This is a genomic window from Microbacterium sp. RG1, from assembly GCF_005347485.1.
In the GTDB taxonomy this organism is placed as follows: domain Bacteria; phylum Actinomycetota; class Actinomycetes; order Actinomycetales; family Microbacteriaceae; genus Microbacterium; species Microbacterium binotii_A.
In genome coordinates this window covers 3,103,565-3,126,021 of record NZ_CP034121.1, presented here as the reverse complement: position 1 = coordinate 3,126,021, position 22,457 = coordinate 3,103,565, and the positions used below count along the sequence as shown (strand labels likewise).

Genomic DNA, 22,457 nt, shown 5'->3' with positions numbered 1-22,457 from the left:
GGAACCCGCCGATGTTCATGCCAGGAACCCGCCGACGAACGTGTCGCCGAGGCCGATCGTGGTGGGGTGGGCGACGTCGACGCGGTACGCGGCGACGCCCACCGCACCGGGGACCAGGCGCTGCACCTCGGCCACCACCCGTTCCCCGTCCGGATGCCGGCCGAACCCGGCCGTGGCCGCCATGTCCTCCGCGGTGGCCGCGTCGCCGAGGCGGTAGCGGGTGGCCGCGAGCCGCACGGCGTTCTCGAGTGCGCCGCGGTGTCGGCCTGCCTCCGGTCCCGTCGCGATCGCCCAGTACCGCGTGTGCACGACGAGCGCGGGGGCGCCGATCAACCCCCGGGCCGCGGCGAGCGCGGCGGCCACATCCGCGGCATCGGTCAGCGACACCGGGCGTCCGACGTACTCCTGCAGTTCGTCCTCGTTCATGCCGTGCACGTCGATGACGTCGCCGAGGCGCGCACGGACGATGTCGGAGAACTCCCTGCGGTAGAAGCCCGCATCCTCGTAGTAGACGAGCGCATCGGCGGGCAGGCGCGTCATCGCCGCCCGCAGGTCGTCGAGCCGTGAGGACAGAAGCGCCTCGTCCTGCATGGTGTTGAACCCGGAGACCAGGAAGGCGTCGGCATCGGCGAGCGCGTCGGCAAGCTCGGGCGCCAGCGCCATCTCGCGGTTGGGCGCGTCGTTCGCGAAGATGATCCGGTTCGGCGCCGGCGCGATCACCTCGCCGTCGAGGAGGGCGATGCGCGCGCCCGCCGGGTACTGCACGATGAGGTGCGGGTCGAGGGTGTCGCGGGTCGCCGAGCAGATGTAGGCGAGCTCGGGCGGCAGCAGACGCCGCACGTTGTCGTCGATGCTCACGAGGTGCTGCACGCTGGGGATGCCCAGCCGGGCGAGCGCGAGCCCCGCCCGCACGCCCGTACCGCCCAGCGTGACGCGCGTCTCGAAGCGTTCGGCGAAGCGCGTCACGATGTCGGATGCGGCCACGAACCGCTCCCCGCCGCCGCCGCCGGCAAGGAAGCCGAGCACCGTCACGACGAGCGCGCGCTCGTCGTCGATCGGCGCCGCGGTGGTCAGCTCGCCCCGGCGCACGCCGTACGCGCGCGCCAGCTGCTCGAGCACGGCCGCATCCCATCGAACTTCGTAGTCGACGGTGCCGCCGAGCCCCAGGACGAGCTTTCCCACCACGGCGCCTCCCTTGTGAATCCCGTGACCTGCCGGTCAGTACAGCGCGGCCTTGCCGGCCGCTCCGAACAGGTCGATCTTCTCTGCCGCGGTGACCTTCAGCGCCGCGATCGCGCCCGGCTGGATGGCGTTCGGCTCACGCAGCCGCTCGTCGGTACCGAGGATCTCGCGCATCTTGTTGTGGTACGAGACCTTGATGTCGCTGGAGATGTTGATCTTGTTCACGCCGAGCTCCACCGCGCGACGCAGCTCGGAGTCGGGGTTCGCCGATCCGCCGTGCAGCACGAGCGGGATGCCGACGGCCGCCTTGATCTCCTCGAGCAGGTCGTGGCGCAGTTCGGGGTTCTTGTCGGCCGGATACAGACCGTGGGAGGTGCCGATCGCGATCGCGAGGCTGTCGACGCCCGTCTCCTCGACGAAGCGCACCGCGTCCGCCACGTTCGTGTAGATGATCTCCGCCGCGCCCGACTCGCCGTAGCTGTCGTTCGCGCCGATCGTGCCGAGCTCGCCCTCCACCTGGATGCCGACGGCGTGAGCGGCCTCGACGACCTTGCGCGTCAGTGCCACGTTCTCCTCGAACGGCAGGAGCGAGGCGTCGATCATGACCGAGGTGAACCCGGACTGGATGGCGACGATCATCTGCTCGTAGCTGCCGCCGTGATCCCAGTGGATCGCGACGGGAACCGAGGAGCGGTGGGCGCGGGAGTGCATGGCGGCGATCAGGTCGGTGGTGATGTGCGAGACCTCATCCGGGTGGATCGCGATGATCACCGGGGCCTGCTTCTCCTCGCTGATGTCCATGACGCCGTTGAACATCGCCCAGTCGCTGATGTTGAACGCGGGGATGGCGAAGTTGTGCTCGTTGGCGACGTCGAGGATGGACTTACCGGTGTACAGCACGATGGATTCTCCTTGAGTGGGATGGGTGACGGGACGTCGGGACAAACGGGAAGGGCGCGGGTCAGCTCTTGACCGAGCCGGCGGTCAGGCCGCTGATGAAGAAGCGCTGCAGCACGAGGAAGAGGATCAGCACGGGGATCGAGCCGAGGATGCTCATCGCCATGATCTGGTTCCACTCGTACGAGTGCTGGCCCATGAGCAACTGGATGCCGATCGGCACCGTGCGCATGTCGGTGGTGCGGGTCAGGGTCAGCGCGAACAGGTACTCGTTCCACGCGATCATGAACGTGTAGATGCCGACCGAGACGATGCCCGGCACCGAGATCGGCACCAGCACCCGCCAGAGCGCGGTGAACGAGCCCGCCCCGTCGACGCGCACGGCCTCGTCGAGCTCGCGCGGCAGGGTGTTGAAGTACCCGGTCATCATGATGATCGCGTAGGGCAGCGTGAACACCATGTAGGTGAAGATGAGGCCCGGGTAGGTGTTGTAGAGGCCCAGGGCGACCATCAGACCGAAGTACGGGATCAGCAGCGTGATCGGCGGCACCGCCTGGACGCTGACGATCACGACGTTCAGCACCCGCTTGCCGCGGAAGTCGAAGCGGCTGAACGCGTACGCGGCCTGGATCGCGACCAGTAGCGTCAGGATCGTGACGGCTCCGGCGACGATGTAGCTGTTCAGGAAGAACCGCATCGTCTCCGCGTTCGTGAAGATCTTCACGTACGCGTCGAACGAGAACGCATCCGTCACCAGCCGCGGCGGGCTCTCGAAGATCTGGGTGTTGGGCTTGAACGAGCTCGAGAGCATCCACAGCACGGGACCGGCGGCGAAGACGGCGCCCGCCACGAGGCCCACGAGCAGCAGCGTGCGCGCGAGACGGGTGCGCGAAGCAGTGGTCATCGACATGTCAGTCCCTCGCCTTCTGGTGGCGCACGTAGAACACGGCCAGCACCATCGACATGAGCAGCACGAGGACGGCGGATGTGGACGCCAGCGAGAAGTCGTACTTGGCGAAGGCGAGCTTGTAGGTGAACGTGCTGAGCATCTCGGTCACATCGATCGGACCGCCGCCGGTGGTCATCCAGATGAGCGCGAACTGCTGCGAGGTCCAGATCAGATCCAGCAGCACCAGGCTGATGATGATCGGGCGCAGCTGCGGCACCGTGACGTTCCAGAAGCGCTGCCAGGCGGTCGCGCCGTCGACGGTGGCCGCCTCGTAGAGATCCTGCGGGATGCCCTGCAGCCCCGCGAGGAGGCTGACCATGAAGAACGGGTAGCCCGCCCAGATGTTGATGAAGGTGACGGTGCCCAGCGCCAGCTGCGGCGAGGCGAGCCACTCGATGTTCGTGTTGAGCAGGAAGTTGATGACGCCGTTGGGGGCGAGCAGCATCCGCCACAGCACCGCGATGACGGCGGCGGTGAACAGCCACGGCAGAACGTAGAGGGCGCGGAAGATCGTGCGGGTGACGCCGCCGAGCAGGCGGCTGTTGAGCATCATCGCGAAGCCGAGACCGAGCACGAGGTGGGCGGCGACGCTGACGACGCTGAAGAAGATCGTGTTGCCCGTCGCCTTCCAGAAGCCCGGGTCGCCGAGGACCGTCAGATAGTTCTGGATGCCGACGAACTCCGGCGGGGGTCCGAGGATCGCGCTGTCCTGCAACGAGTAGCCGACGACCATGACGATCGGTACGACCATCAGGATGAACAGCAGGATGAGGGTGGGGGCGAGGAAGCCGTACGACTCCGTCGTGCGCCGCAGCTGGCGACGCTTCTTGCCGGGCGGACGGCCGGTGACGAGTGTCTCCGTGTCCGGCGCGGTCAGCGTTCTGAGTGTCATGCTCGGTCAACTCCTGACGTATCCGGGTGCCGCACCGCGCGGTGCGGCACCCGGTGGCGGAAAGGGATCAGAACTCCGCCGTCCAGCTCTCCTGCGCCTTCTTCAGCGCGTCGGGGATGGACTGCTGTCCGTCGAGGGCGGACTGCAGCTGCTCGCCGAGCTGACGCATGAGGTCCTCGGCCACGGGGAGGCCGGTGAACTCGTTCGCCGGGTAGCCCGCCTTGTAGATCTCGAACGCGGTCTTGAACAGCTCGTCGTCGTTCACGAAGTCGGGCTCCGAGCCGGTGTTGCCGGGGAACGCCTTGGCCATCGTCGACAGCTTCGAGTTGGTGTCCTTGCTCATCAGGAACGCCACGAGCTTGGCCGCCGCATCCTTGTGCTGCGAGTTCTCGGCCACGCCGATGCCCCACGAGGCGTAGGGGATGCCGCGCTCACCCGTGAAACCGTCCTTGGCGGGGATCGCCGAGATCGAGAAGGTCAGGTCGGGGTTGTTCTCGCGGATGAGGTTGATGTGCGCGAGCGAGTCGATCATCATGCCGACCCGGCCGTTGGTGAACTCCTCGACCTTGTCCTGCTCCTTCATGGTGAAGCTGCCGGGGGCGATCACGCCCTCGTCCCACAGGTCACCGATGTACTCGACGGCGCTCGTGACGTCGTCGTTGGTGAGGTCGGGCTGGCCGCCGTCGAGCATCGTGCCACCCGAGGCCCAGACCCACGACATGACGTCGTTCTGCACGCCGTTCGGCGCCTCGAGCGAGAGCGGCAGCACCCAGCCGTGCACGTCGCCGCCGAGAGCGGTGATCTTCTTGGCCGCATCCTCGAACTCGGTGCGGGTGGAGGGCGGTGCGCTGACACCCGCCTGCGAGAGCAGGGCGTCGTTCGTGAACATCGGGTAGACGAAGTTGACGACGGGGATCATGTAGGTCTTGTCGTCGACCTTGATCTGGGCGGCCAGCTCGCTCTCGTCGAAGCCGGCGTCCTTCAGCAGCGGACCCAGGTCGGTGATGACGCCCTTGGATGCGAAGTCGTTGACCCACGCCCCGTCGAGACCGACGACGTCGGGCATCGTGCCGGATGCCGCGCCGGCGAAGAGCTGTTCCTTCGTCGATGCGTACGGGCCGCTCACGAGGTCGACCTTGATGCCGGGGTTGGCCTGTTCGAACTCGTCCATGAGGGCGCGGAACTCGCCGTCGGGGAGTTCGGGCTCCCACCACTGCGCGAATTCGATCGTGACGTCGCCACCGCTGTCGCCCGAACCGCTGCCGCCCGACGAGCAGCCCGTCAGAGCCAGAAGCGTGGTCGTCGCTGTCGCGACACCCATGAGCATGATTGCGGTACGGCGTCCTCGCCGGAATGCGGACATGTCTCTCCTCTTCGAGATGGTGCGGCATTCCGCTCATTTCTGCAGCTTCATGCCTGTTTAAGCAAGATTATGCAGCGATGCCTGCATCCCGTCAAGACACGGATTGGTCACGAGACCCCCTGAATCACGGGACTTCTCCGCCCGGCACGGCTGGACTCTCGGTCCAGAAGTTTGCGGCTGCGTGCGGTTGACTCCGCTGTTTTGTGCTGTCCTGTGCTAGATATGAGGCCATGGACGCGCAGCGCAAAAGCACCTCCCGCCGACTGCCCGCCGGACGCAAGGCGGATCTCGCCGCTTACGTGGAGGAGGTCGGACAGGTCACCGTCGCCGACCTCTCCGCGCACTTCGGCGTCTCGATCGACACCATCCGCCGCGACCTGGACGAGCTCGATCGTCAGGGCGCGCTCGTGCGCACGCACGGCGGCGCGATGAGTGCGTCGGAGGGGCCGGGCCGCGATCGCGGGTTGGATGTGCGCCTGCGGATGCAGGTGCCGGAGAAGGAGAAGCTCGGCAAGCTCGCCGCCGAGCTCGTCGACGACGGCGCGGTGCTCATGATCAACGGCGGCACGACGGTGCTCGCCCTCGTCCGGGCGCTGCGCAACCACCGTGACCTCACGATCGCCACGAACAACCTCCGGATCCCCGCGGAGATCCCGCCGAGCGTGTTCCGCGACCTCTACGTCTTCGGCGGGGCCGTGCGCACCATCACCCAGGCGACGACCGGACCGGTGAGCCTCGCGATGACCTCGGCCGGACCGGATGTGGACATCCGCGCGGACATCGCCTTCGTCGCGGTGGGCGCCGTGGACGCATCCGGATATTCCGCATCCAACCTCGGCGATTCGACGATGATGGCCGAGATGATCCAGCGCGCCGACCGCACGGCGATCCTCGCCGACTCCACCAAGCTCGGGCGCCGCCTGTTCGCACAGGTAACGGCCCTCGAGGGCGCCGACTACCTCATCACCGACGCTCCCCCGCCAGACGACCTCGCCGCGGCCCTCGCCGCCGCCGGCGTCACGGTCATCTGCGACTGAGGCGCCGTCCCCGCGGGGCCGGGCGGTGCGACTCGTGCGGTCGGAGACAACGCCTCGCGTCGGAAGTTTCGGCCCGCATCCTCCGACATCCGCACGATTCTCCGACCCACGGATGCGGCCCAGCGCCCCACGCCTGCGACCCGGCCGTTCCATGCCCGCGGCCCGCGACGCGGCCGGCCGCCGGGCCGGTGACCCGGCGAGCGGGAAGCCGGCGCGCGCAAGGGGTCATCGGGGCCCCCGAACGGACTTATGCTGAGCGCGATGTCAACAGCTCTCGTTCCCCCCGTCGAGGTCGTGATCCCCTGGCGGGACGCGCCGACCCGCCGCGCACCGTTCGCGCTCGTCCGCCGCTGGTACGAGACCCATCTGCCCGAGGCGTCGGTGCGCACGATCGACACCGACGACGACGTCTTCGTCCTCGCCGCCTGCCGCAACCTCGCAATGCGCACCGCGCATCCGGATGCGGTCGTCGTGATCGGCGACGCCGACACCCTCCCCGAAGCGGAGCCGCTGCGCGCCGCGATCGCCGCCGCCCGCACCAGCGGACGCGTGCACCTGCCGTACGACGAGTACCGCTGGCTCGGCGCGAGCGGCTCGGCCGAGTACACAGCCGGCACACCGCTCGTCGACTGCACGGTCGAGCAGTACGTCGAGGGTGCGTGCTCCGGTGTCTACGTCGCGACCCCGCAGACGTGGTTCGCGCACGGCGGCCAGGACGAGGCGTTCCGCGGATGGGGCTTCGAGGACGCCGCCTGGTACCTCACCCACCAGGCCGTGCTCGGCGAACCGCCGCGCCGCCATGCGGGACGCGTCTACGCGCTGCACCACGCGGCCGAGCAGCGTGTCGGCGCCGGTTACGAGGCCAACGAGGCCCGCATGGGTCTCTACCGGGCCGCGGCCTCGGACCCCGGTGCCATCGCGCGTCTCGTCGGCATCTCCTGACCTGCACAGAGCCACCTCGCCGATCCTGACCTGCACAGAGCCACCTCGCCGAGCGAGCATTCTTTCGCCGAGCGAGCACTCCATCGGATGCTCACTGGGCGAAAGAATGCTCGCTCGCGCCACCGGCCGGCGCCAGCGGGGTCAGGCCAGCGCGTCGAAGGCCCGGAGCGGTCCGGGGCGTTCGCGGCCGTCGCGCCGCATCCGATCGCGCAGCGCCGGATCCGCCGCATCCGGTCGCAGCTGCCGGGCGACGGCATCCGCGAGCTCCGACGCGGTCACGCGGTTGGGATCGCACGCGATGCCCACACCCGTGCGCTCCAGCGCCGCAGCGCCCGCGAACTGATCCGTCGAGAACGGAAGCACCACCAGCGGCACGCCCTGCGCGCACGCCTCGGTCACGGAGTTGTTGCCGCCGTGGGTGATCGCGGCCGCCGCCGAGCCGAGCAGGCGCACCTGCGGCAGGTACTCGCGCACGAGCCAGCCGGCGGGGATGTCGCCCCACGCCGAGGTGTCGGCGGCACCCGTCGCGATCGCGGCGCGCACGCCGAGAGAACGCAGGGCCTCGACCACCCGCGCCAGCACGTCGTCGCGCACGGAGAGGAAGCTGCCGAAGCTCACGTACACGTACGGCTCGCCCTCATCGATCCAGCGAGAGATCGACGGGTCGACCGCCTCCTCGCGCAGCGTCGAGCCGAGGAACGCCCCGGGAGCCATGGCCCGACCGTCGCCGTCGGCGAGCTGCTCGGGATAGTTGTAGAGCACGGTGGCGCCGTGCGACGCGAACGCGTCGGCCACGGCGGGAGCCGCGGGATCGATCTCGGATGCGGCGTCGTTCCACTGCGCGGTGAAGCGCTCCGACACCTCCGCCGCCAGAACGTGCAAGGCGGCCAGGCTCTCGGGATCCGGGTCGAACGCGCGAGGCCAGAACGGCGGCACGCCGTAGAGCTCCCCCGGCACCGGCAGCGCCGTCGGGTGGCCCAGCACGACGTCCCCGTACGCGACGCCGGCGGCCTGCATCGCCATCCGCGCGCTGAAGGCGAGGTGGTCGACGAGGATGCGGTCGGGCCGCACACGGTCGATGATCTCGAGCGTCTGCCGACCGCGGCCGACCGGGTCCCACATCAGATCCGTGAGCCGTTCCCGCGCCTGGTAGGTGAGGGTCTCGACCATGCCCCGCCGCGTCGCGGAGAAGAACCCCTCGAGCGAGGAGGCCTCGTCCGCCTGTTGCTGCGCGGTGCGCATGACTCCCGCGTTCGCGCCCCGTCCGAGCGACAGCTCGACGTGCGCGAAGCCGGCATCCGCGACGATGGGCGCCGTTGCGCGCCCCGTCGCCACGGTGACCTCGTACCCGCGATCCTGCCAGGCGGTCGCGAGGGTCGCGAGCGGCAGCAGATGCGAGGCGTAGTCCGGACTGATGACGAGCAGCCTCACGACGGCAGCACCGCCAGACGGGCGAGGTCCGCATCCTGCGAGGCGACGGCCTGGTACAGCGGGGCGAGCGTCGCCGCCATCGCCTGGATCGTGAACCGCTCGGCGACCATCGCGTGAGAGCGCTCGGCGACCGCGTCCGGCTCCACCTTCGCGTGCGCGAGCGCATCGGTGATCGCGGCGACGAAGCGCTCGCGATCCCAGGTCGGCGCGAGGAAGCCGGTACGACCGGGCTCGACGTACGTGGCGGGGCCACCGGCGTCCGGCGCCACGACCACGAGACCCGTCGCCATCGCCTCCAGCAGGGCGATGCCGAACTCCTCCTTGATGCTCGCGCACACGTACACCCCGGCGGGTGCGGCGAGGCCGGGCAGACCGAGACGGGCGGCAGCCAGCCACAGCGCCGTGACGCCGTTCGGGCGGTGTCCGGGAAGCAGCAGGCCGCGCGCTGCGCGTTCGGCGGCCGGGACGACGGCGTCGATGCGCTCGAGCTGCTCCCGCTCGTCCACCGACGGATGCGCGAGGTCGCCCCCGATGATCAGCAGGTTCGTGCGCGCGGCGAGCGCAGAGGTGTGCCACGCCTCGACGAGCGACGCCATGCCCTTCACCCGGTGCAGACGCCCCACGCTGACCAGCAGCGGTAGGCCACGGCGCTCCTCCGGCAGCTCTCCCAGCATCCGCTCGAGTTCGGCGAGGCCCTCCGGCGCGTCCCCCTCGGCGCCGTAGGCGGCGAGCCGGGAGACGGCGTCGTCGACGACGGCGAGGTCGACGCCCTCGGCCACGACCGTGTGCCGCTCGGCGTGCGTGGTGATGTCCACGCCGACCAGCCGCTTCATGTCGTCGGCGAGCGTGGGCCGGGGAAAGAGCACCGTGTGCTCGGCGCCCGCCGCCAGCGACTGCACGAGTCGGGCGCGGAACCAGTAGTGCTCGCGCAGGTCGGCCTCACCGAACCCCTCGCGCGTGAGCTGACCCGACTCCTCGAGCGAGGTGATCACGGAATGCGGGTCGGGCGCCAGCGTGAACACGGTGGGGATGCCGAGCTCGCGGGCGACGTCGGCCGCCGCGAGACTTCCCACATCCGCCATGCGCAGGTGCAGCACGTCCACGCGACCCGCGGCGCGCAGCACCCGGCGGATGCCGCGACGCGCCTGCACGCGCAGCCCCCACGCCGCGGCGGAGGGGACCGGCGAGGACGCCATGGGCACACGTCCGAAGCGGTGCCCGCCACGGGTGCCCGCGACGTCGAGAAGGTCGCTCGCGGCCTGGTCGATGCTGCCACGACCGAGGGTGATCACGCGCTCCACCAGCCCGGAGCCGTCGGCGACCAGGGCGTCGCCGAGCCGCACGAGAAGGGTCGCGATGCCGCCGTTGTCGCCGGCGCCGGCCGTGGCCAGCTGCGCGTCCATGTCGGCGTGCAGGAACAGTTGCGCGATCGTGCGGGGCGCGTCGGCCGCATCCGGCCGCGGCGGGACGAGATCCAGCAGCGCCAGCCGCGCCACGGACGCCAGCCGGCCCGTGGTCGCCATGAGCTCGTCGAGCGTGCTCTCGACGGCGGGGTGCCCGGGCCGCTGGCCGAGCGCGGCGATGGCGGCTTCGCGCACCGCGTCGTCCTCCGACTCGTCACGGGCGATCGCGATGAGCGGTCTCGTCGCCAGCGGCGCACGGACGAGCCCGAGGGTCTCAACGAGGCGCGCCCGGGCGGCGGGGGTGTCGGCGGACACGAGCGCCGCCTCGAGGGCGACGGCGAGCACCTCGCCGGAGGGGACGGACCAGCCCTCGAGGGTGCGCTGGGCGAGCATGGCGGAGAATCCGCCGGCGGCGACCATCGCGATGAGACGCCCGACCGCGTCGAGCCGCGGCAGCCCCTGCGACAGGGCCCAGGCGGCATGCTCGCGCACGTACGCGCGACGATCCGACAGCAGCGCCGCCAGCATCCGTCCGGCTTCCTCGTCGGTCATGGCTCCCAGCGCGTGCACCGCCGCGAGGGCGCGCACGTCGTCCTCGCTCGCGAGCGCAGCGGCCAGATGGCGCAGCGACCGCACACCCGGCTCCCGGCCCGCCTCGAACGCCAGTTCGTCGGCGCGGCGCAGCGCATCGACGATGGTCGGAGCGCTCTGCACCGCATCCATGGACGTCTGAATCCCCACGTCCCACTTCCCTTCACCGTCGCCGCACGGCCACGAGCGAATCGATCGTAGAGAACACGTCTGTACGGCAGGCTAGCGTTGAGTCGCACCCCTTCCCCCGCTACGATCCCGGAGCCCGCGTGAGCGTTCTTGCCATCGGCGATGTCGGCGTCGTCGACGATCTGTTCCATGTCGGCGACGAGGCGATGTTCGACGCCGCCGTCGTCGAGCTCCGCCGTCGCGGCATCGACACGATCGGCGTCTCCTCCGCCCCCGCCGAGACCCGCGAGCGGTACGGCATCGACGCCGTCGACCGACTGGGCTTCGTGGGGCTCGACCGCGACGCCGCGGCCCGCCGAGCCGAGCAGTTGGCGGATGCGGCGACAGGCCGCGCCCTCCTCGCCGCCGACGACCCGGCCCGGGGCGTCCTCGACGCACTCGATGCGGTCACCGGGGTGCTGCACACCGGCGGTGGCAACCTGGCCTCACGGTGGCCGGTGCACATCTACGAGCGCACGACGCTCACCCGGATGGCGGCCGCGCGCGGGCTGCCGGTCATCTTCAGCGGCCAGACCTTCGGGCCCGACCTGACCGCCGACGACGAGGCCCGGCTGCGCGCAGCGCTCGCGGCCGCCGCGCTCGTCGGCGTGCGCGAGGGCGCCACAGACGCGCTCGTGCGCTCGTGGGGGCTCGATCCCCGCCGGCAGGTCGACGACGCGTCCTTCCTCGACGCCCCAGCCGTCGCCCCCGCATCCGGCCCGCTGCTCGTGAGCCTCTCGGGCTGGTATGCGCACCGCCCGTTGGATGCGGTCGACGCGGCCCTCGCACGCATGATCGACACCGCCGCCGCGATCACCGGCGCTCCCATCGTGTTCCACGCGCACTTCGGCCCCCTCGCCGACGGCGACGTGCGGGGAGACGTCGTGGTGCACGAACGCGTCCGCGCCCGTCTGCAGACCCCCAGCAGGCTGGAGACGACCGCGGACACGGCGCACGCCGTCGCCCTCGCCCGCTCCGCGCGCCTGCTCATCAGCTCCCGCTATCACCCCGTGGTGTTCGCGGCACCGTCCGGGGTGCCCGTGCTCGCCCTCGCGGCAGACGAGTACACCCGCATCAAGCTGACCGGTGCGCTCGAGCCGTGGGGACAGGACGGCGTGATCGACATCGACGACGCGGCGGCCGCATCCGCTCTGCTTCCCGCGCTGGCCTCCGGCGTCGCGTCCCTGCGGGACGCTGCGGCTGAGCGGTCTGACGCGCACCGCTCGCGGGCGTCGCAGTGGTGGGATGACGTGGCGGCGGCCCTCGGCTGAGCCCGGGGAAACTCCAGGTGCGCCCTCTACCCTGACCGCGATGTCCCGACGTCCCCCGGCCGCCCGCCGCCGCCCGCCCGCCCGGCGACGCCCGCGTCATCGGCGCGCCCGCTCCGGTCGGCGCAGGGGGATGCGCGGCGGGCTCATCGCGGCCGTCGTCCTTCTCGTCGCAGCCCCCCTCGTCCTGGTCGTGGCGCTGATCGTCGCCGGCAGCGCGGCGATCAGCGCCTTCGATGCCGACGACCGGATCGACGTCGGCGTCGAGGACGCGCCCAGGCCGCCATCCATCGCGGAGCCGGGCATCGCGGGCTACGGTTCGGGCCAGCTCGCGAACGCGTGCACGATCCTCGCTGCGGGGCGCGACCTCGGCTTCGACGAGCGCGATCAGACCATCGCGATCATGACGGCGATGGGCGAATCTTCGCTGCGGAACCTCGACTACGGCGACTGGGAGACGAGCGGCGTCACCAATCCCGACGGATCACCTACGACCTCGATCGGACTGTTCCAGCAGCAGGATTCGTGGGGTACACGTGACGAGCGCCTCGATCCGTACACGGCGGCGACCATCTTCTTCCGGGCGATGGCGGAGCGGGTGCCGGATCGGGCCGCGCTCGATCCCACCCAGGTCGCGCACGAGACGCAGGTCAATGCCGATCCGCTGCACTACGCGCGGTTCTGGGACCGCGCGGTGCGTGTCGTCGCAGCGCTGAACGGCACACCACGCGCGGGCGACCGCACAGACGGCATCGCGCTCTGCCCCGCGGTGTGACCCATCCCGGCGAGCTATGCCTGTCGTCGGATGAAGCGCATGAGGGCGGCGATGATCCCGATGATGAGGATGACCAGCCCGATCCAGAGCAGGAACTTCACCGCTTCCACGAACACGCCCAGCAGCAGCAGAACGATTCCGATGATGACCAAGAGAACAGCGATTCCGACCATGTCTTCAGTCTGGGTGGCGGCTGACCCGTACCGGGGGCCCTTGACGAACATCGCCGCACCGGGCATAGACACCCCGACGCATCATGGAAGCCGACTCCCAAACTCGCACCCGCGCCGAAGTCCACACCGGCGCCCGCATCCGGCGCGGCGCGTGTCGGCTGAAGAATTCCGCGCAACCGCGTCACGATCGGGCGACTTCCGCATCTCTCAGACATGCACCCCGCGCACACCGAGTTCACCGTTCCGACCCGTCGCGCATGGCGGCGCTGGCTGCCGGGGCCGACGACGGGCTCCACGGAGCGGATCGCGCCCGATCGGATCGTGATCCGCGGGCCGCTCGTGCACGTCTACTTTGGGCAGGACACGGCGATCTGGCGGCGCGGGCTCGTGGGATTCTGCGTGCCGCGCCCGAGCGATGCCAGAACAGGCCGACGCCTGCGGCGCTGCGTGGTGGTGACGGTCTTGGGAGCCGGGCCCTGCGTCCTGGACTGCCGCGCGTTCACCGACGATGGGTTCGCCGATCTCGTGCGGCATCTGCGCAACTTCGAGTCCATCGGCGATTCCGCACAGAATGCGTGGGACCTCCACCCATCGCTCGGCGAGGCCCTAGTCTGAGACCCGAAGATGAGAGACTTCTCACAAAGCCCGAAGACCCGAAGACCGATGCCCGAGCTGTCTGACGACGATCTCGTCGAACGCGTCCGCGCGAACGACTCCCGCGCCTACGGCGAGCTGTGGCTGCGCCATTCCGCCGCCGCGCACGCGGTCGCGCGCGCGTTCACGTCCCTCGACCCCGACGACGTCGTCGCTGAAGCCTTCACCCGCATCCTCGCCGCGATCGGGCGCGGTCAAGGTCCCGTCATGGGCTTCCGCCCCTACCTCTTGACCGCCGTGCGCAACGTCGCCGCGGAGTGGGGCTCCCGCCAGGTCAAGGCGGACACGATGGATCTGGAGGACGCCGCCGGTGCCGCATCCGTGGATGCTGAGCACTCCGCGCTGTCCGCGCTCGAGCGCGGCACGACCGCCAATGTGTTCCGCAGTCTGCCGACGAGATGGCAGGAATCGCTCTGGTACAGCGAGGTCGACGGGCTCAAGCCACGGCAGTTCGCCCCGCTGATGGGTCTCGCCCCCAATGCTGCGTCCGCCCTCGTGATCCGCGCGCGCCGCGGTTTCCGAGACGCATGGGTCACGGCACAACTGCGCAACCCGAGCGGTCCCGACTGCCACGAGACGCTCCCCTTGCTGGGTACGCACACCCGCGGCGCTCTCTCGCGACGCGACGCCCGCCGCGTCGATGCCCACCTCGCCACCTGCACCGGCTGTGCGCTGGCCTGGAGCGAGGCCCGCGACGTCGCCTCGAGACTCGCCCTCGTCCTCATCCCCCTCGTCGTGGGTGTCTCGGCGACGGCCAGTTACGCCGCCTGGGCGCAGTCCGGCGGCGCACAGGCCGCGGCCGTGGCGATGGCCGCGGGCAGCGGGCAAGCCGCGACGAATGCGGGCGGCGGGCTGCTGGGCTTGCTCCGCCCACGCGGCGCCGGACGCAGTTCCTGGCAGGTCACCACCGTCGTCGCCGTCTCCGCGGTAGCCGTTGTGGCCGGTGGGGTCGCGTGGGCCGCGACCGGCGGTCTCGGCGGCTTGCTCGCCCCGCCCGTGCCCGCCGCGATCGGGCCGGTGGACACCGCCGCCGAGTCGTCGACGACACCGGAGGCACCGGTGCTGTCGACTCCCGAGATCGACGTCACCCCGGATCCCTCCGCGATCCCGACGAGCGCGCCGAGCCCGGAGCCGACGCCCCAGCCCACGCGCACCCCCCGCGCGACGCGTCCTCCCGTGCCCGAGGCTCCCGCACCGCTCCCCTCGGGCATCCTTCCCGCTCCTTCGCCCTCGGTCACGGCCGCGCCGACCCCCACGCCCGCGGCATCGCCCTCACCGACCGCGTCACCGTCGCCCTCCGCATCACCGTCGCCATCCCCCACTGCATCACCCTCACCGACCGCGTCGCCCTCACCCTCGCCGTCCCCCACTGCATCACCGACACCGACACCGACCGCATCGCCCTCGCCCTCGCCCTCGCCCACCGTGTCGCCCTCACCCACCGCGTCGCCCTCACCCTCGCCGTCCCCCTCGCCGAGCGGCCCCACCCAGCCGACGGAGCCGGAATGTCCCTGGCCCTGGGGTTGGTTCTGCTTCCCGTTCTGATCGGACATTCTCGGAAACCGCGTCACGAAACCGCGTGAGACGCATCTCTCCTGACAGGAAACGCGACCCCCGCGTCACCGCAGACCCGAGAGGCCACGCAGATCGTGAGCGATGTCACCCGTGAACCGCAGCGCGCCCTGAACAGCGCCGTCGACGACGAGGATTGGGATCGCGTGACCGCGCTGATCGCCGAGCACTGGTCGGCGCTCATCCTCAACGACGCTCCCACGCTCCTGCGCGCGTTGGAACGGCTTCCCGCAGCCACGCTCGCCGCGCAGCCTCGCTACCTCGCCGCGCGCACCTACCTCCGCCACCTCTCCGACGGCGCAGGCAGGGTGCACCGCTATCGGCACTCCGCCTTCGAACGGCCGACGGCGCTGCTCGACGTGCTCGTCGAGCACACCAGCCGTGCGGCCGCCGAACGCAGCGCCGGCCACGTCGCTGCGGCCGTCGCGCACGTCGAGCGGGCCCGCGACGCGCTCCGCAACGCCCCGATCGAGGCGGCGGAGGCTGCCCAGTCCGCTCTCCCCCACCTGCACGCCCAGTGGGCCCGGGTACGCGAGTTCGCCGGACAGATCGAGCAGGCGGTCACCGAGTATCAGGATGCGTACGACCTCGCCGTCCTGCTGCAGGACGACCTCATCCGCGCGTCGGCAGCAGCCTCACTCGCCGGTATCCACGCGCTCGAGGGACACAGCTCCGCGGCCGCCTACTGGTCGCGCATCGCCGCGCCCGGCTCGCTGGGAACGACCGCGGCGAAGTACGAGGTGCCGGCCCGTGTCGCGCAGGCGCTGCGCGAACACGACCGGCTGGACTTCGATGCGGCGCAGCGCACACTCGCCGCGATCGACCCGGCGACGCTCGGGGAGCACTGGGCCCACGTGCTGCACACGAAAGCGCGGATCACGTCCGCGGAGGATGCGTCCGCTCTGCTCACCGAGATCGACGTCGCCGCCGCCGCGCACCCGGGCCCGCTGAGCGAGGCGGGCTTGGCGGGAGAGCTGGTGGCGTGTGCCCGGATCGATCTGTTGCTGCGGCGGGGAGATCTGCTGCGCGCGACGGCTGTGCTCGAGCGGGCCGAGGAGGCGCTCGCCCGCGGGTCGCGCGTCGACGGGTTCGACCTGTGGCCGGCGGAGCCGGGTCACCTCACCCTCGCGCGGGCGCGAGTGGAGTCCGCATCCGGACAGCATCGTCGCGCGCTCACCACGCTCACTCCGCTGGTGGAGCAGGCGGCAGCGAGCCCACGCCTGCTCATCGAGACCTTGATGACGGCTGCGACGGCCTGCCTGCATCTCGAAGAGCCCGAGAACGCCGCAGGCGCGATGCGTCACGCCCTGCGCCTCGCCCGTGAGTACGATCTCGCCGCCAGTCTCTCGACGGTCGGGCGCCGCGACTTCATCCGGCTGATCGAGACGGCAGCGCTGGGAGACGACGATCTCATCGCCCTCGTGCAGCAGACCGCCCGCTTCCCTGACGCCGCGTCCGCGCCTCAGCTGACGGCCCGGGAGCGCGCGGTACTGCGGGAGCTGGCCACCGGCGCCACCACCGCCCAGATCGCAGAACGGCTGTTCGTCAGCCCCAACACGGTCAAGACGCAGCTGAGCAGCGCCTACCGCAAGCTGGGCGTGGCGTCACGCAAGGAGGCGGAGGCCGCCGTACGGCGCCTCGGATTGAGCTGACCCACGGCGGGAGGCGTCATCGGCCCATGACCTGTGTGAGCACCCACCCGCCGGCCAGGAGGAAGGGGGCCGCCGCGGCGACCGCCACCAGACCGATCACACCGATCCACCCGAGCACGACCAGCGCGAGCGCTGTCCCTCCGCCACCCCGGCGCAGCGGCGGGCGGAGGGACAGCGTGCGGAGGTTCTCGGTGGTCATGTCTCAAGCGTGACAAGCCGCCGCATCCGTCACATCCGTCGGGAGGATGTTTCACATCATCCCCGAGGACTATTCACCCGGCGCGGTTCACACCGTGCGCGGCATCGTGCCCCGCCACGGGCGGCGGGTCGGAGCGGGGGCGGCATGAAACGACGCCTCGACCCAGTTCTCGAGCTTCCAGGTCGGCACGCGGAAGATCCGCGCGACGAGCACGACCGGATGCCCCGCCTCGACGACCGCCGCGACGGCGAACTGCTGCAGCGAATCGAATGTGCGGCCCGCGAGAGCCCCGCGGCGGAGGTCGTCGAAGGACCGCGGGGTCGGGCTGGGCGCGGGCGGTGCAGAAGGGGGCGCCGTGGCGCGCGGCGCAGGCTGCACGAACGGAGCGGAACGCGCCGGATACCTCACAGGGGACACCGGCTGAGGGGATGGAGTGATTCGCCCCGCGGACGCGCCCGCGAAGGCCATCGGGTCGGCCGCACCGAGGTAGCCGACCGGAGGCTCCCACAGTTCGGGGACGTCGAGCGGGACGTAGCCGGCGGCGGAGGCCTGCACTGTCGCGCGCGGAACGTTCGGTGCGGCAGGCGCCGCCGTCGGAGCGGACATCGATCTCGCGAAGGGCGCTCGCGCGGGGAGCGCCCGCTCGACGCCCGGACGCTCCGGGACCGGCGGATGCGGCTCCTCGGCGCTGTCGGGCACGCGCGCCATCCGTATCGCCACCACGACGAGGGCGGCGATCGCGACGGCAGCGACGACGAGAACGGGGTTGTCGCGTGCCCAGACGATCAGGTCCATGGCGCTTCCTCTTCCGCTACGGCACCCGGGTATCACAGACCCGGATCGTGCCGCGTTCAGAAGGGGGTCGGGTAGCCCGTCAGACGTGACACATGAGGTGTACATGGGAAGACTACTCCCCCACCCGGCCCGGTGAGGATCTGACTCGATCGATTCCGAACCGAGATGAACGGCGGACCCCGATTGTTCGGGACCGGGGTCCGCCGCGCAAGAGCCTTCGCGGGGACCTTGCACGGCTCATCATGCTCGACGGTTCCCGGGGTCGGCTCTGTGGACATGGTGAATTCGCCCGGTGATTCACCCGTAGAACGGATGCGGAGAACTGCTCAATCGGAAACACCCCGTTCATCAACCATCTCTAGTGTTCGGCGCATGGCTCACGCACCGATCAAGGCCGTCATCCCCGCAGCGGGACTCGGGACCCGCTTCCTGCCCGCGACGAAGGCGATGCCGAAGGAGATGCTGCCGGTCGTCGACAAGCCCGCGATCCAGTACGTGGTCGAGGAGGCGGTGGCCGCGGGCAGCGACGACGTGCTGGTCATCGTCGGACGCAACAAGAACGCCTTGGCCAACCATTTCGACCGCGTCGCGGAGCTCGAGCACACGCTGGAGCGGAAGGGCGACGCCGCCAAGCTGGAGAAGGTCATGCAGGCCAGCCGGCTCGCCGATGTGCACTTCGTGCGCCAGGGCGACCCGCTCGGGCTCGGCCACGCCGTGCTGCGCGCCCGCAAGCACGTGGGTCACGAGACGTTCGCCGTCCTTCTCGGCGACGACCTGATCGATGCCCGCGATGTGCTGCTCGCGCGCATGATCGAGGTGTCCCAGGCGCGTTCGGCGACCGTCGTCGCTTTGATGGAGGTCGATCCTTCGCAGATCCACCTCTACGGCTGCGCGGCCGTCGCCCCCACAGCGGAGGACGATGTCGTGACCATCACCGGCCTCGTCGAGAAGCCATCGGCCGCCGACGCGCCCAGCAACCTCGCCGTCATCGGACGCTACGTGCTCAAGCCTGAGATCTTCGACGTGCTCGAGGAGACCGCGCCGGGCAAGGGCGGAGAGATCCAGCTCACCGATGCTCTGGAGGCAATGGCCGAGGACGAGAGCATCGGCGGACCGGTTCTGGGAGTCGTCTTCCGTGGCCGCCGATACGACACGGGAGACCGGCTCGACTACATCAAGTCGAACGTGCAGCTCGCCCTCGACCGCCCCGATCTCGGCCCCGACCTGGCGGAGTGGATCAAGGAGCTCGCCACCAGCCTCTGAAGCGACGCCGGCGATCGCAGCGGAGATTCACATGCGCATCGATGGACGAGAACGGGCAGAGTAGAACAACACACCCGAACCCTCCGGAAGGCACGGCATGACCGACGCGCGTCCAGACTCCCCCGATGACTCGCAGGCGGGCTCCAGCCCGTTCGATGAGCTGATGCGCCCGTCCCCGGGCGACGAAGGCAACACGTTCTCGGTGGGATTCCGAGGCTACGACCGTCACGAGGTCGACACGGCGATCTCCGAGCTGACGAACCGCCTGCAGCGCACCACGGCGGAGCTCGGCACGGCCGAGGCGCGTCAGCGGGACACCCTCGACCGGCTGCGAGAGGAACAGCAGGCGGAGATCGAACGCCTCGTCGCCGAGACCGAGGCGTCCGTGAACCGGGTCCGCGAGGAGCAACGCGAGCAGGCGACGCGCCTCGAGGCCGATCTCCAGACGGCGACGGCGCAGATCTCCGAAGCCGAAGCGCGCATCGCGGCCCTCACCGCTCAGCTCGTCGAGCGTCCGGACGGCGACGAGGGGGCAGATCCCCAGGCGCCCGCCGATCCGTCGACGCGCGACCAGTTCGAGGCCGTCCTTCGCGTCGCCGAGGAGCAGGCGAGCCTCATCGTGCAGAACGCAGCGGCACAGGCCGAGCGCCTGCTCGAGGCCGCACGTGAAGAGGTCGCGACCCAACGCGCCCAGGCTCAGGCGGACATCTCCCGCATCCAGGCGCAGGCCCAGCACGATGCCGACCAGGTGCGTCTGCGGATCGATACCGAGTACACGGCGCACGAGGCGACCATCCAGCGCGAAGCGGCGCACGCCGCTGAGAAGCTCGCGCAGGCGGAGCGAGAGGCCGAGACCATCCGGTCGGAGGCGGAGAAGGGCGCCGCGGCACTGCGAGCCATGGTGACGCGCGAGACGGCGCAACTGCGCAGCGACACCGAACGCGACGTCCGCGAGATGAACGCACGGCTGCTGGAGTTCGAGGAGACGCTGACCCGCCGTCAGGATGACGCGCAGCAGGAGTTCCTCGTCCTCCACAACCAGGCGGTCGCCCACGCCGAGCGCATCACCTCCGACGCGAACGACCAGGTCGCCGCCTCCCTCGAGCACGCGCAGCGCATCTCCGCGAAGGCGGACGACTACGAGAGACTCATGCGGGCCCAGGCCGCGCAGATCGAAGCGGACGCACATGTGCGCGCGCAGGAGAACCTCGACCGCGCGCGCACCAAGGCGCACAAGATCGTCTCCACCGTCATCGACCATTCCACCGCCGTCCTGCGCGATGCCGAGGACCGGACGCGCGCGCTGCGCTGGCAGCAGCAGCAGCTCACGAGCTTCATGTCGGAGGTGCGCGAGCTGATCCGCCCGGAAGGCGTGCTGACCGCGGCGGTCGGCGCGGACGAAGCGACAGCCGAGTCAGATCACGGCGACGGCGACGGCGACCCCGAGCAGGAGAACGAACACGCCTGAGTGGAATTGCTCAGATCAATGAATCTCCTGTGTTCCATGTGATTGAATTCAACTGAGTGGTCGCTCCCCGCGAAGGCCCGATCACTCGCACCCGAGCTGGGGCCCCGGCCAAATGCTCATACCCCCCTCCCCGGCATCGCCGAGGAGGGGGGTTCTGCGTTTCCCGATCAGCGCGTGAGCACCGCGGCGGCGACGAGGGCGACGACGCCTGCGGCGAGCAGGGCGACACCGATGTAGAGGGACCAATGCGGACGCTGCGAGAGCTTGCGGTGCAAGCGGCGCCGGCGGCGGGCACGCGCCTTCGCCTCGCGGTCGCGTACGGCAGCCTGACGGGGTCCGGCGCTCGAGCGATATCCTGAGCGCGAGTACGGTGCCTGCATGCGTCCTCCCAAGGACTGAACGGTTGGAGCCGAAGGACCGTCGAGACGCCGGAGCATCAGAGTCGGGAGCTCCCTCATCCGCCGGCCTTCCCCGAAGATACCCACGCATGTTTTCCCGCAGGTTGCGGCTGAGTACTTTCCCGTCGCCGATCACGACCCACCCCCGGCGACGGGCAGAATGCGACAAAGGAGAGAGGCCGCGATGGGCGCATCGGCAGGCGGGGGCTTCTCCGTCGAAGACGGACTGCTCGACCACCTCGACACCGGGATCGCGATCTTCGACCCCGAGGGTCGTCTGCGTGCGGCCAACGCCGCCGCACACCGCTACGCGCGGCTGCAGGGCGTGGATCTGGACGATCTCGATCTGGCGCGCTCCCTCCGCGAGAGCCCGCCAGGATTCGACATCGACGATGCGCCCTTGCGAGTGGATCAGTCGGTCATCCTCGCCGCGGCGGAAGGCCGCGAGGCGCAGCGCACGGTATGGGCCGGACCCGTCGACCGGCGCCGAGCGCTACGCAAGTCGTCTCATCGGATCACGTCGCCCACGACCGGGCTCGAGGGGACGGCGCTGCTCACCCGAGACGTATCACGACGCGCCCACCACGACCGGCTGCCGCATGACTTCCTCGCCTCGACCTCGCACGAGCTGCGAAACCCGCTGACCCCGATCGTGGGGCATCTCGAACTTCTCACCGACGACATCGCCCGAGGCGAATCGAACGCGTCGGCGCGCCTCGAGGTCCTGCGTCGCAACGTCGACCGGATCATCCATCGCCTCGACGAACTTCTCCTCATCGAACACCTCGCTCCGCGGCTGGTCCTGACCCCGTGCGATGCCGCCCTCATCGTCGAGGATGCGGTCGCGGCACGTGCCTCGGACGCCTCCGCACACGAGATCCGCATCCTCGTCGACGTCGCCCCGACTCCGATCAGCGCGGACGCGAACCGCCTGCGGATGGCCGTCGAGGCCCTCATCGGCAACGCCGTCAGGTTCGCTCCGCGCGGCTCAACCATCACAGTGGCGCTCACCTCCGACGCCTCCACGGGGCTGGCCGACATCACGGTGATCGACGAAGGACCCGGATTCCGCCCCTCCGAGCTCGCCAGGGTCTTCGAGCCCTTCCACCGCGGTCGCGACGCGCGGGCCAACGCGGTACCGGGCCTCGGGCTCGGACTCGCCGTCGCGCGTGCGATCGCGCACGCCCACGGTGGCGCCATCGACATCGTCAGCGAGCCGGGATCGGGCGCGGTCGTGACGCTCACCGTGCCCGTCGACCATCGGTGAGGGCATTCTCACGGCCGTGCCCTTCCGCCCCGGCGACCGCCCGTGGTTTACTCCTTCCGAGCGCCCGCTCCCCGCGAAGGCCCGAGCGCTCGCATCCCGTAACGGCCCCTCGCCATCG

21 protein-coding genes are annotated in these 22,457 nt (G+C 70.4%); 10 read left to right on the top strand and 11 right to left on the bottom strand.

Annotated features, from left to right (window positions below; all coding sequences use genetic code 11):
• Window positions 1-15 precede the first annotated feature (15 nt).
• From EHF32_RS15180 to EHF32_RS15160, 5 genes are all read right to left on the bottom strand, one after another.
• Window positions 16-1,185, bottom strand: coding sequence for an ADP-dependent glucokinase/phosphofructokinase (locus EHF32_RS15180; RefSeq protein ID WP_137418965.1), 1,170 nt, complete (start codon window positions 1,183-1,185; stop codon window positions 16-18).
• A 33-nt stretch (window positions 1,186-1,218) separates the two neighbouring features.
• Entirely contained in the window at window positions 1,219-2,082 is an 864-nt protein-coding gene (locus EHF32_RS15175; protein WP_238343740.1) for a ketose-bisphosphate aldolase, read from the bottom strand.
• 61 nt (window positions 2,083-2,143) lie between these two features.
• Window positions 2,144-2,989: a carbohydrate ABC transporter permease gene (locus EHF32_RS15170; protein WP_137418964.1), complete on the bottom strand. Its 846-nt coding sequence runs from the start codon at window positions 2,987-2,989 to the stop codon at window positions 2,144-2,146.
• A gap of 1 nt (window position 2,990) precedes the next feature.
• On the bottom strand, window positions 2,991-3,920 hold the full coding sequence (locus EHF32_RS15165) for a carbohydrate ABC transporter permease (protein WP_137418963.1): 930 nt from the start codon (window positions 3,918-3,920) through the stop codon (window positions 2,991-2,993).
• A 67-nt stretch (window positions 3,921-3,987) separates the two neighbouring features.
• Entirely contained in the window at window positions 3,988-5,283 is a 1,296-nt protein-coding gene (locus EHF32_RS15160; RefSeq protein ID WP_137418962.1) for an ABC transporter substrate-binding protein, read from the bottom strand.
• Window positions 5,284-5,513: 230 nt separating this feature from the next.
• Here EHF32_RS15160 and EHF32_RS15155 point away from each other — a divergent pair, with 230 nt between their 5' ends.
• The gene (locus tag EHF32_RS15155) at window positions 5,514-6,320 is read left to right on the top strand and encodes a DeoR/GlpR family DNA-binding transcription regulator (protein ID WP_137418961.1); all 807 of its coding nucleotides are present in this window, start codon (window positions 5,514-5,516) and stop codon (window positions 6,318-6,320) included.
• A gap of 261 nt (window positions 6,321-6,581) precedes the next feature.
• Entirely contained in the window at window positions 6,582-7,262 is a 681-nt protein-coding gene (locus EHF32_RS15150) for a hypothetical protein (protein ID WP_137418960.1), read from the top strand.
• Between the two features lie 141 nt (window positions 7,263-7,403).
• Here EHF32_RS15150 and EHF32_RS15145 read toward each other — a convergent pair whose 3' ends face one another.
• A complete protein-coding gene (locus EHF32_RS15145; RefSeq protein ID WP_137418959.1) occupies window positions 7,404-8,693 on the bottom strand; it encodes a glycosyltransferase in 1,290 nt (429 codons plus the stop codon).
• Window positions 8,690-10,837, bottom strand: a complete 2,148-nt coding sequence (locus EHF32_RS15140) for a glycosyltransferase (RefSeq protein WP_137418958.1) — start codon at window positions 10,835-10,837, stop codon at window positions 8,690-8,692. The genes EHF32_RS15145 and EHF32_RS15140 overlap by 4 nt, the downstream gene beginning before the upstream one ends.
• A gap of 119 nt (window positions 10,838-10,956) precedes the next feature.
• On the opposite strand from EHF32_RS15140, the gene EHF32_RS15135 reads away from it, so the two are divergent.
• Together EHF32_RS15135 and EHF32_RS15130 are read left to right on the top strand one after the other, a co-directional pair.
• Window positions 10,957-12,126 carry a polysaccharide pyruvyl transferase family protein gene (locus EHF32_RS15135; RefSeq protein WP_137418957.1) on the top strand — a complete coding sequence of 390 codons (1,170 nt, stop codon included), beginning with the start codon at window positions 10,957-10,959 and terminating at the stop codon, window positions 12,124-12,126.
• Between the two features lie 40 nt (window positions 12,127-12,166).
• A complete protein-coding gene (locus EHF32_RS15130; protein ID WP_137418956.1) occupies window positions 12,167-12,898 on the top strand; it encodes a peptidase M23 in 732 nt (243 codons plus the stop codon).
• A gap of 14 nt (window positions 12,899-12,912) precedes the next feature.
• On the opposite strand, the gene EHF32_RS15945 is transcribed toward EHF32_RS15130, so the two are convergent.
• The gene (locus tag EHF32_RS15945) at window positions 12,913-13,071 is read right to left on the bottom strand and encodes a hypothetical protein (RefSeq protein ID WP_192900658.1); all 159 of its coding nucleotides are present in this window, start codon (window positions 13,069-13,071) and stop codon (window positions 12,913-12,915) included.
• Between the two features lie 213 nt (window positions 13,072-13,284).
• Here EHF32_RS15945 and EHF32_RS15125 point away from each other — a divergent pair, with 213 nt between their 5' ends.
• The 3 genes from EHF32_RS15125 (at window position 13,285) to EHF32_RS15115 (ending at window position 16,949) form a co-directional block, all read left to right on the top strand.
• The gene (locus EHF32_RS15125) at window positions 13,285-13,686 is read left to right on the top strand and encodes a hypothetical protein (protein WP_137418955.1); all 402 of its coding nucleotides are present in this window, start codon (window positions 13,285-13,287) and stop codon (window positions 13,684-13,686) included.
• A gap of 48 nt (window positions 13,687-13,734) precedes the next feature.
• Window positions 13,735-15,270, top strand: coding sequence for a zf-HC2 domain-containing protein (locus tag EHF32_RS15120; protein ID WP_161594138.1), 1,536 nt, complete (start codon window positions 13,735-13,737; stop codon window positions 15,268-15,270).
• 104 nt (window positions 15,271-15,374) lie between these two features.
• Window positions 15,375-16,949 (top strand): LuxR C-terminal-related transcriptional regulator, encoded by a 1,575-nt coding sequence (locus tag EHF32_RS15115; RefSeq protein ID WP_137418953.1) that lies wholly within the window; start codon window positions 15,375-15,377, stop codon window positions 16,947-16,949.
• Window positions 16,950-16,965: 16 nt separating this feature from the next.
• Here EHF32_RS15115 and EHF32_RS15110 read toward each other — a convergent pair whose 3' ends face one another.
• Both EHF32_RS15110 and EHF32_RS15105 read right to left on the bottom strand, forming a co-directional pair.
• Entirely contained in the window at window positions 16,966-17,148 is a 183-nt protein-coding gene (locus EHF32_RS15110) for a hypothetical protein (RefSeq protein WP_137418952.1), read from the bottom strand.
• A gap of 87 nt (window positions 17,149-17,235) precedes the next feature.
• Window positions 17,236-17,943 (bottom strand): hypothetical protein, encoded by a 708-nt coding sequence (locus EHF32_RS15105; protein ID WP_137418951.1) that lies wholly within the window; start codon window positions 17,941-17,943, stop codon window positions 17,236-17,238.
• A gap of 372 nt (window positions 17,944-18,315) precedes the next feature.
• On the opposite strand from EHF32_RS15105, the gene galU reads away from it, so the two are divergent.
• Both galU and EHF32_RS15095 read left to right on the top strand, forming a co-directional pair.
• Window positions 18,316-19,206: a UTP--glucose-1-phosphate uridylyltransferase GalU gene (gene galU / locus EHF32_RS15100; protein ID WP_137418950.1), complete on the top strand. Its 891-nt coding sequence runs from the start codon at window positions 18,316-18,318 to the stop codon at window positions 19,204-19,206.
• 97 nt (window positions 19,207-19,303) lie between these two features.
• Window positions 19,304-20,674 carry a cell division initiation protein gene (locus EHF32_RS15095; protein ID WP_137418949.1) on the top strand — a complete coding sequence of 457 codons (1,371 nt, stop codon included), beginning with the start codon at window positions 19,304-19,306 and terminating at the stop codon, window positions 20,672-20,674.
• A 167-nt stretch (window positions 20,675-20,841) separates the two neighbouring features.
• Here EHF32_RS15095 and EHF32_RS15090 read toward each other — a convergent pair whose 3' ends face one another.
• The gene (locus EHF32_RS15090; RefSeq protein ID WP_137418948.1) at window positions 20,842-21,054 is read right to left on the bottom strand and encodes a hypothetical protein; all 213 of its coding nucleotides are present in this window, start codon (window positions 21,052-21,054) and stop codon (window positions 20,842-20,844) included.
• Window positions 21,055-21,256: 202 nt separating this feature from the next.
• Between EHF32_RS15090 and EHF32_RS15085 the strand changes: the two genes are divergently transcribed.
• Complete coding sequence (locus EHF32_RS15085; protein ID WP_161594137.1) at window positions 21,257-22,339, top strand: sensor histidine kinase; 1,083 nt, start codon at window positions 21,257-21,259, stop codon at window positions 22,337-22,339.
• The last annotated feature ends 118 nt before the right edge of the window (window positions 22,340-22,457 follow it).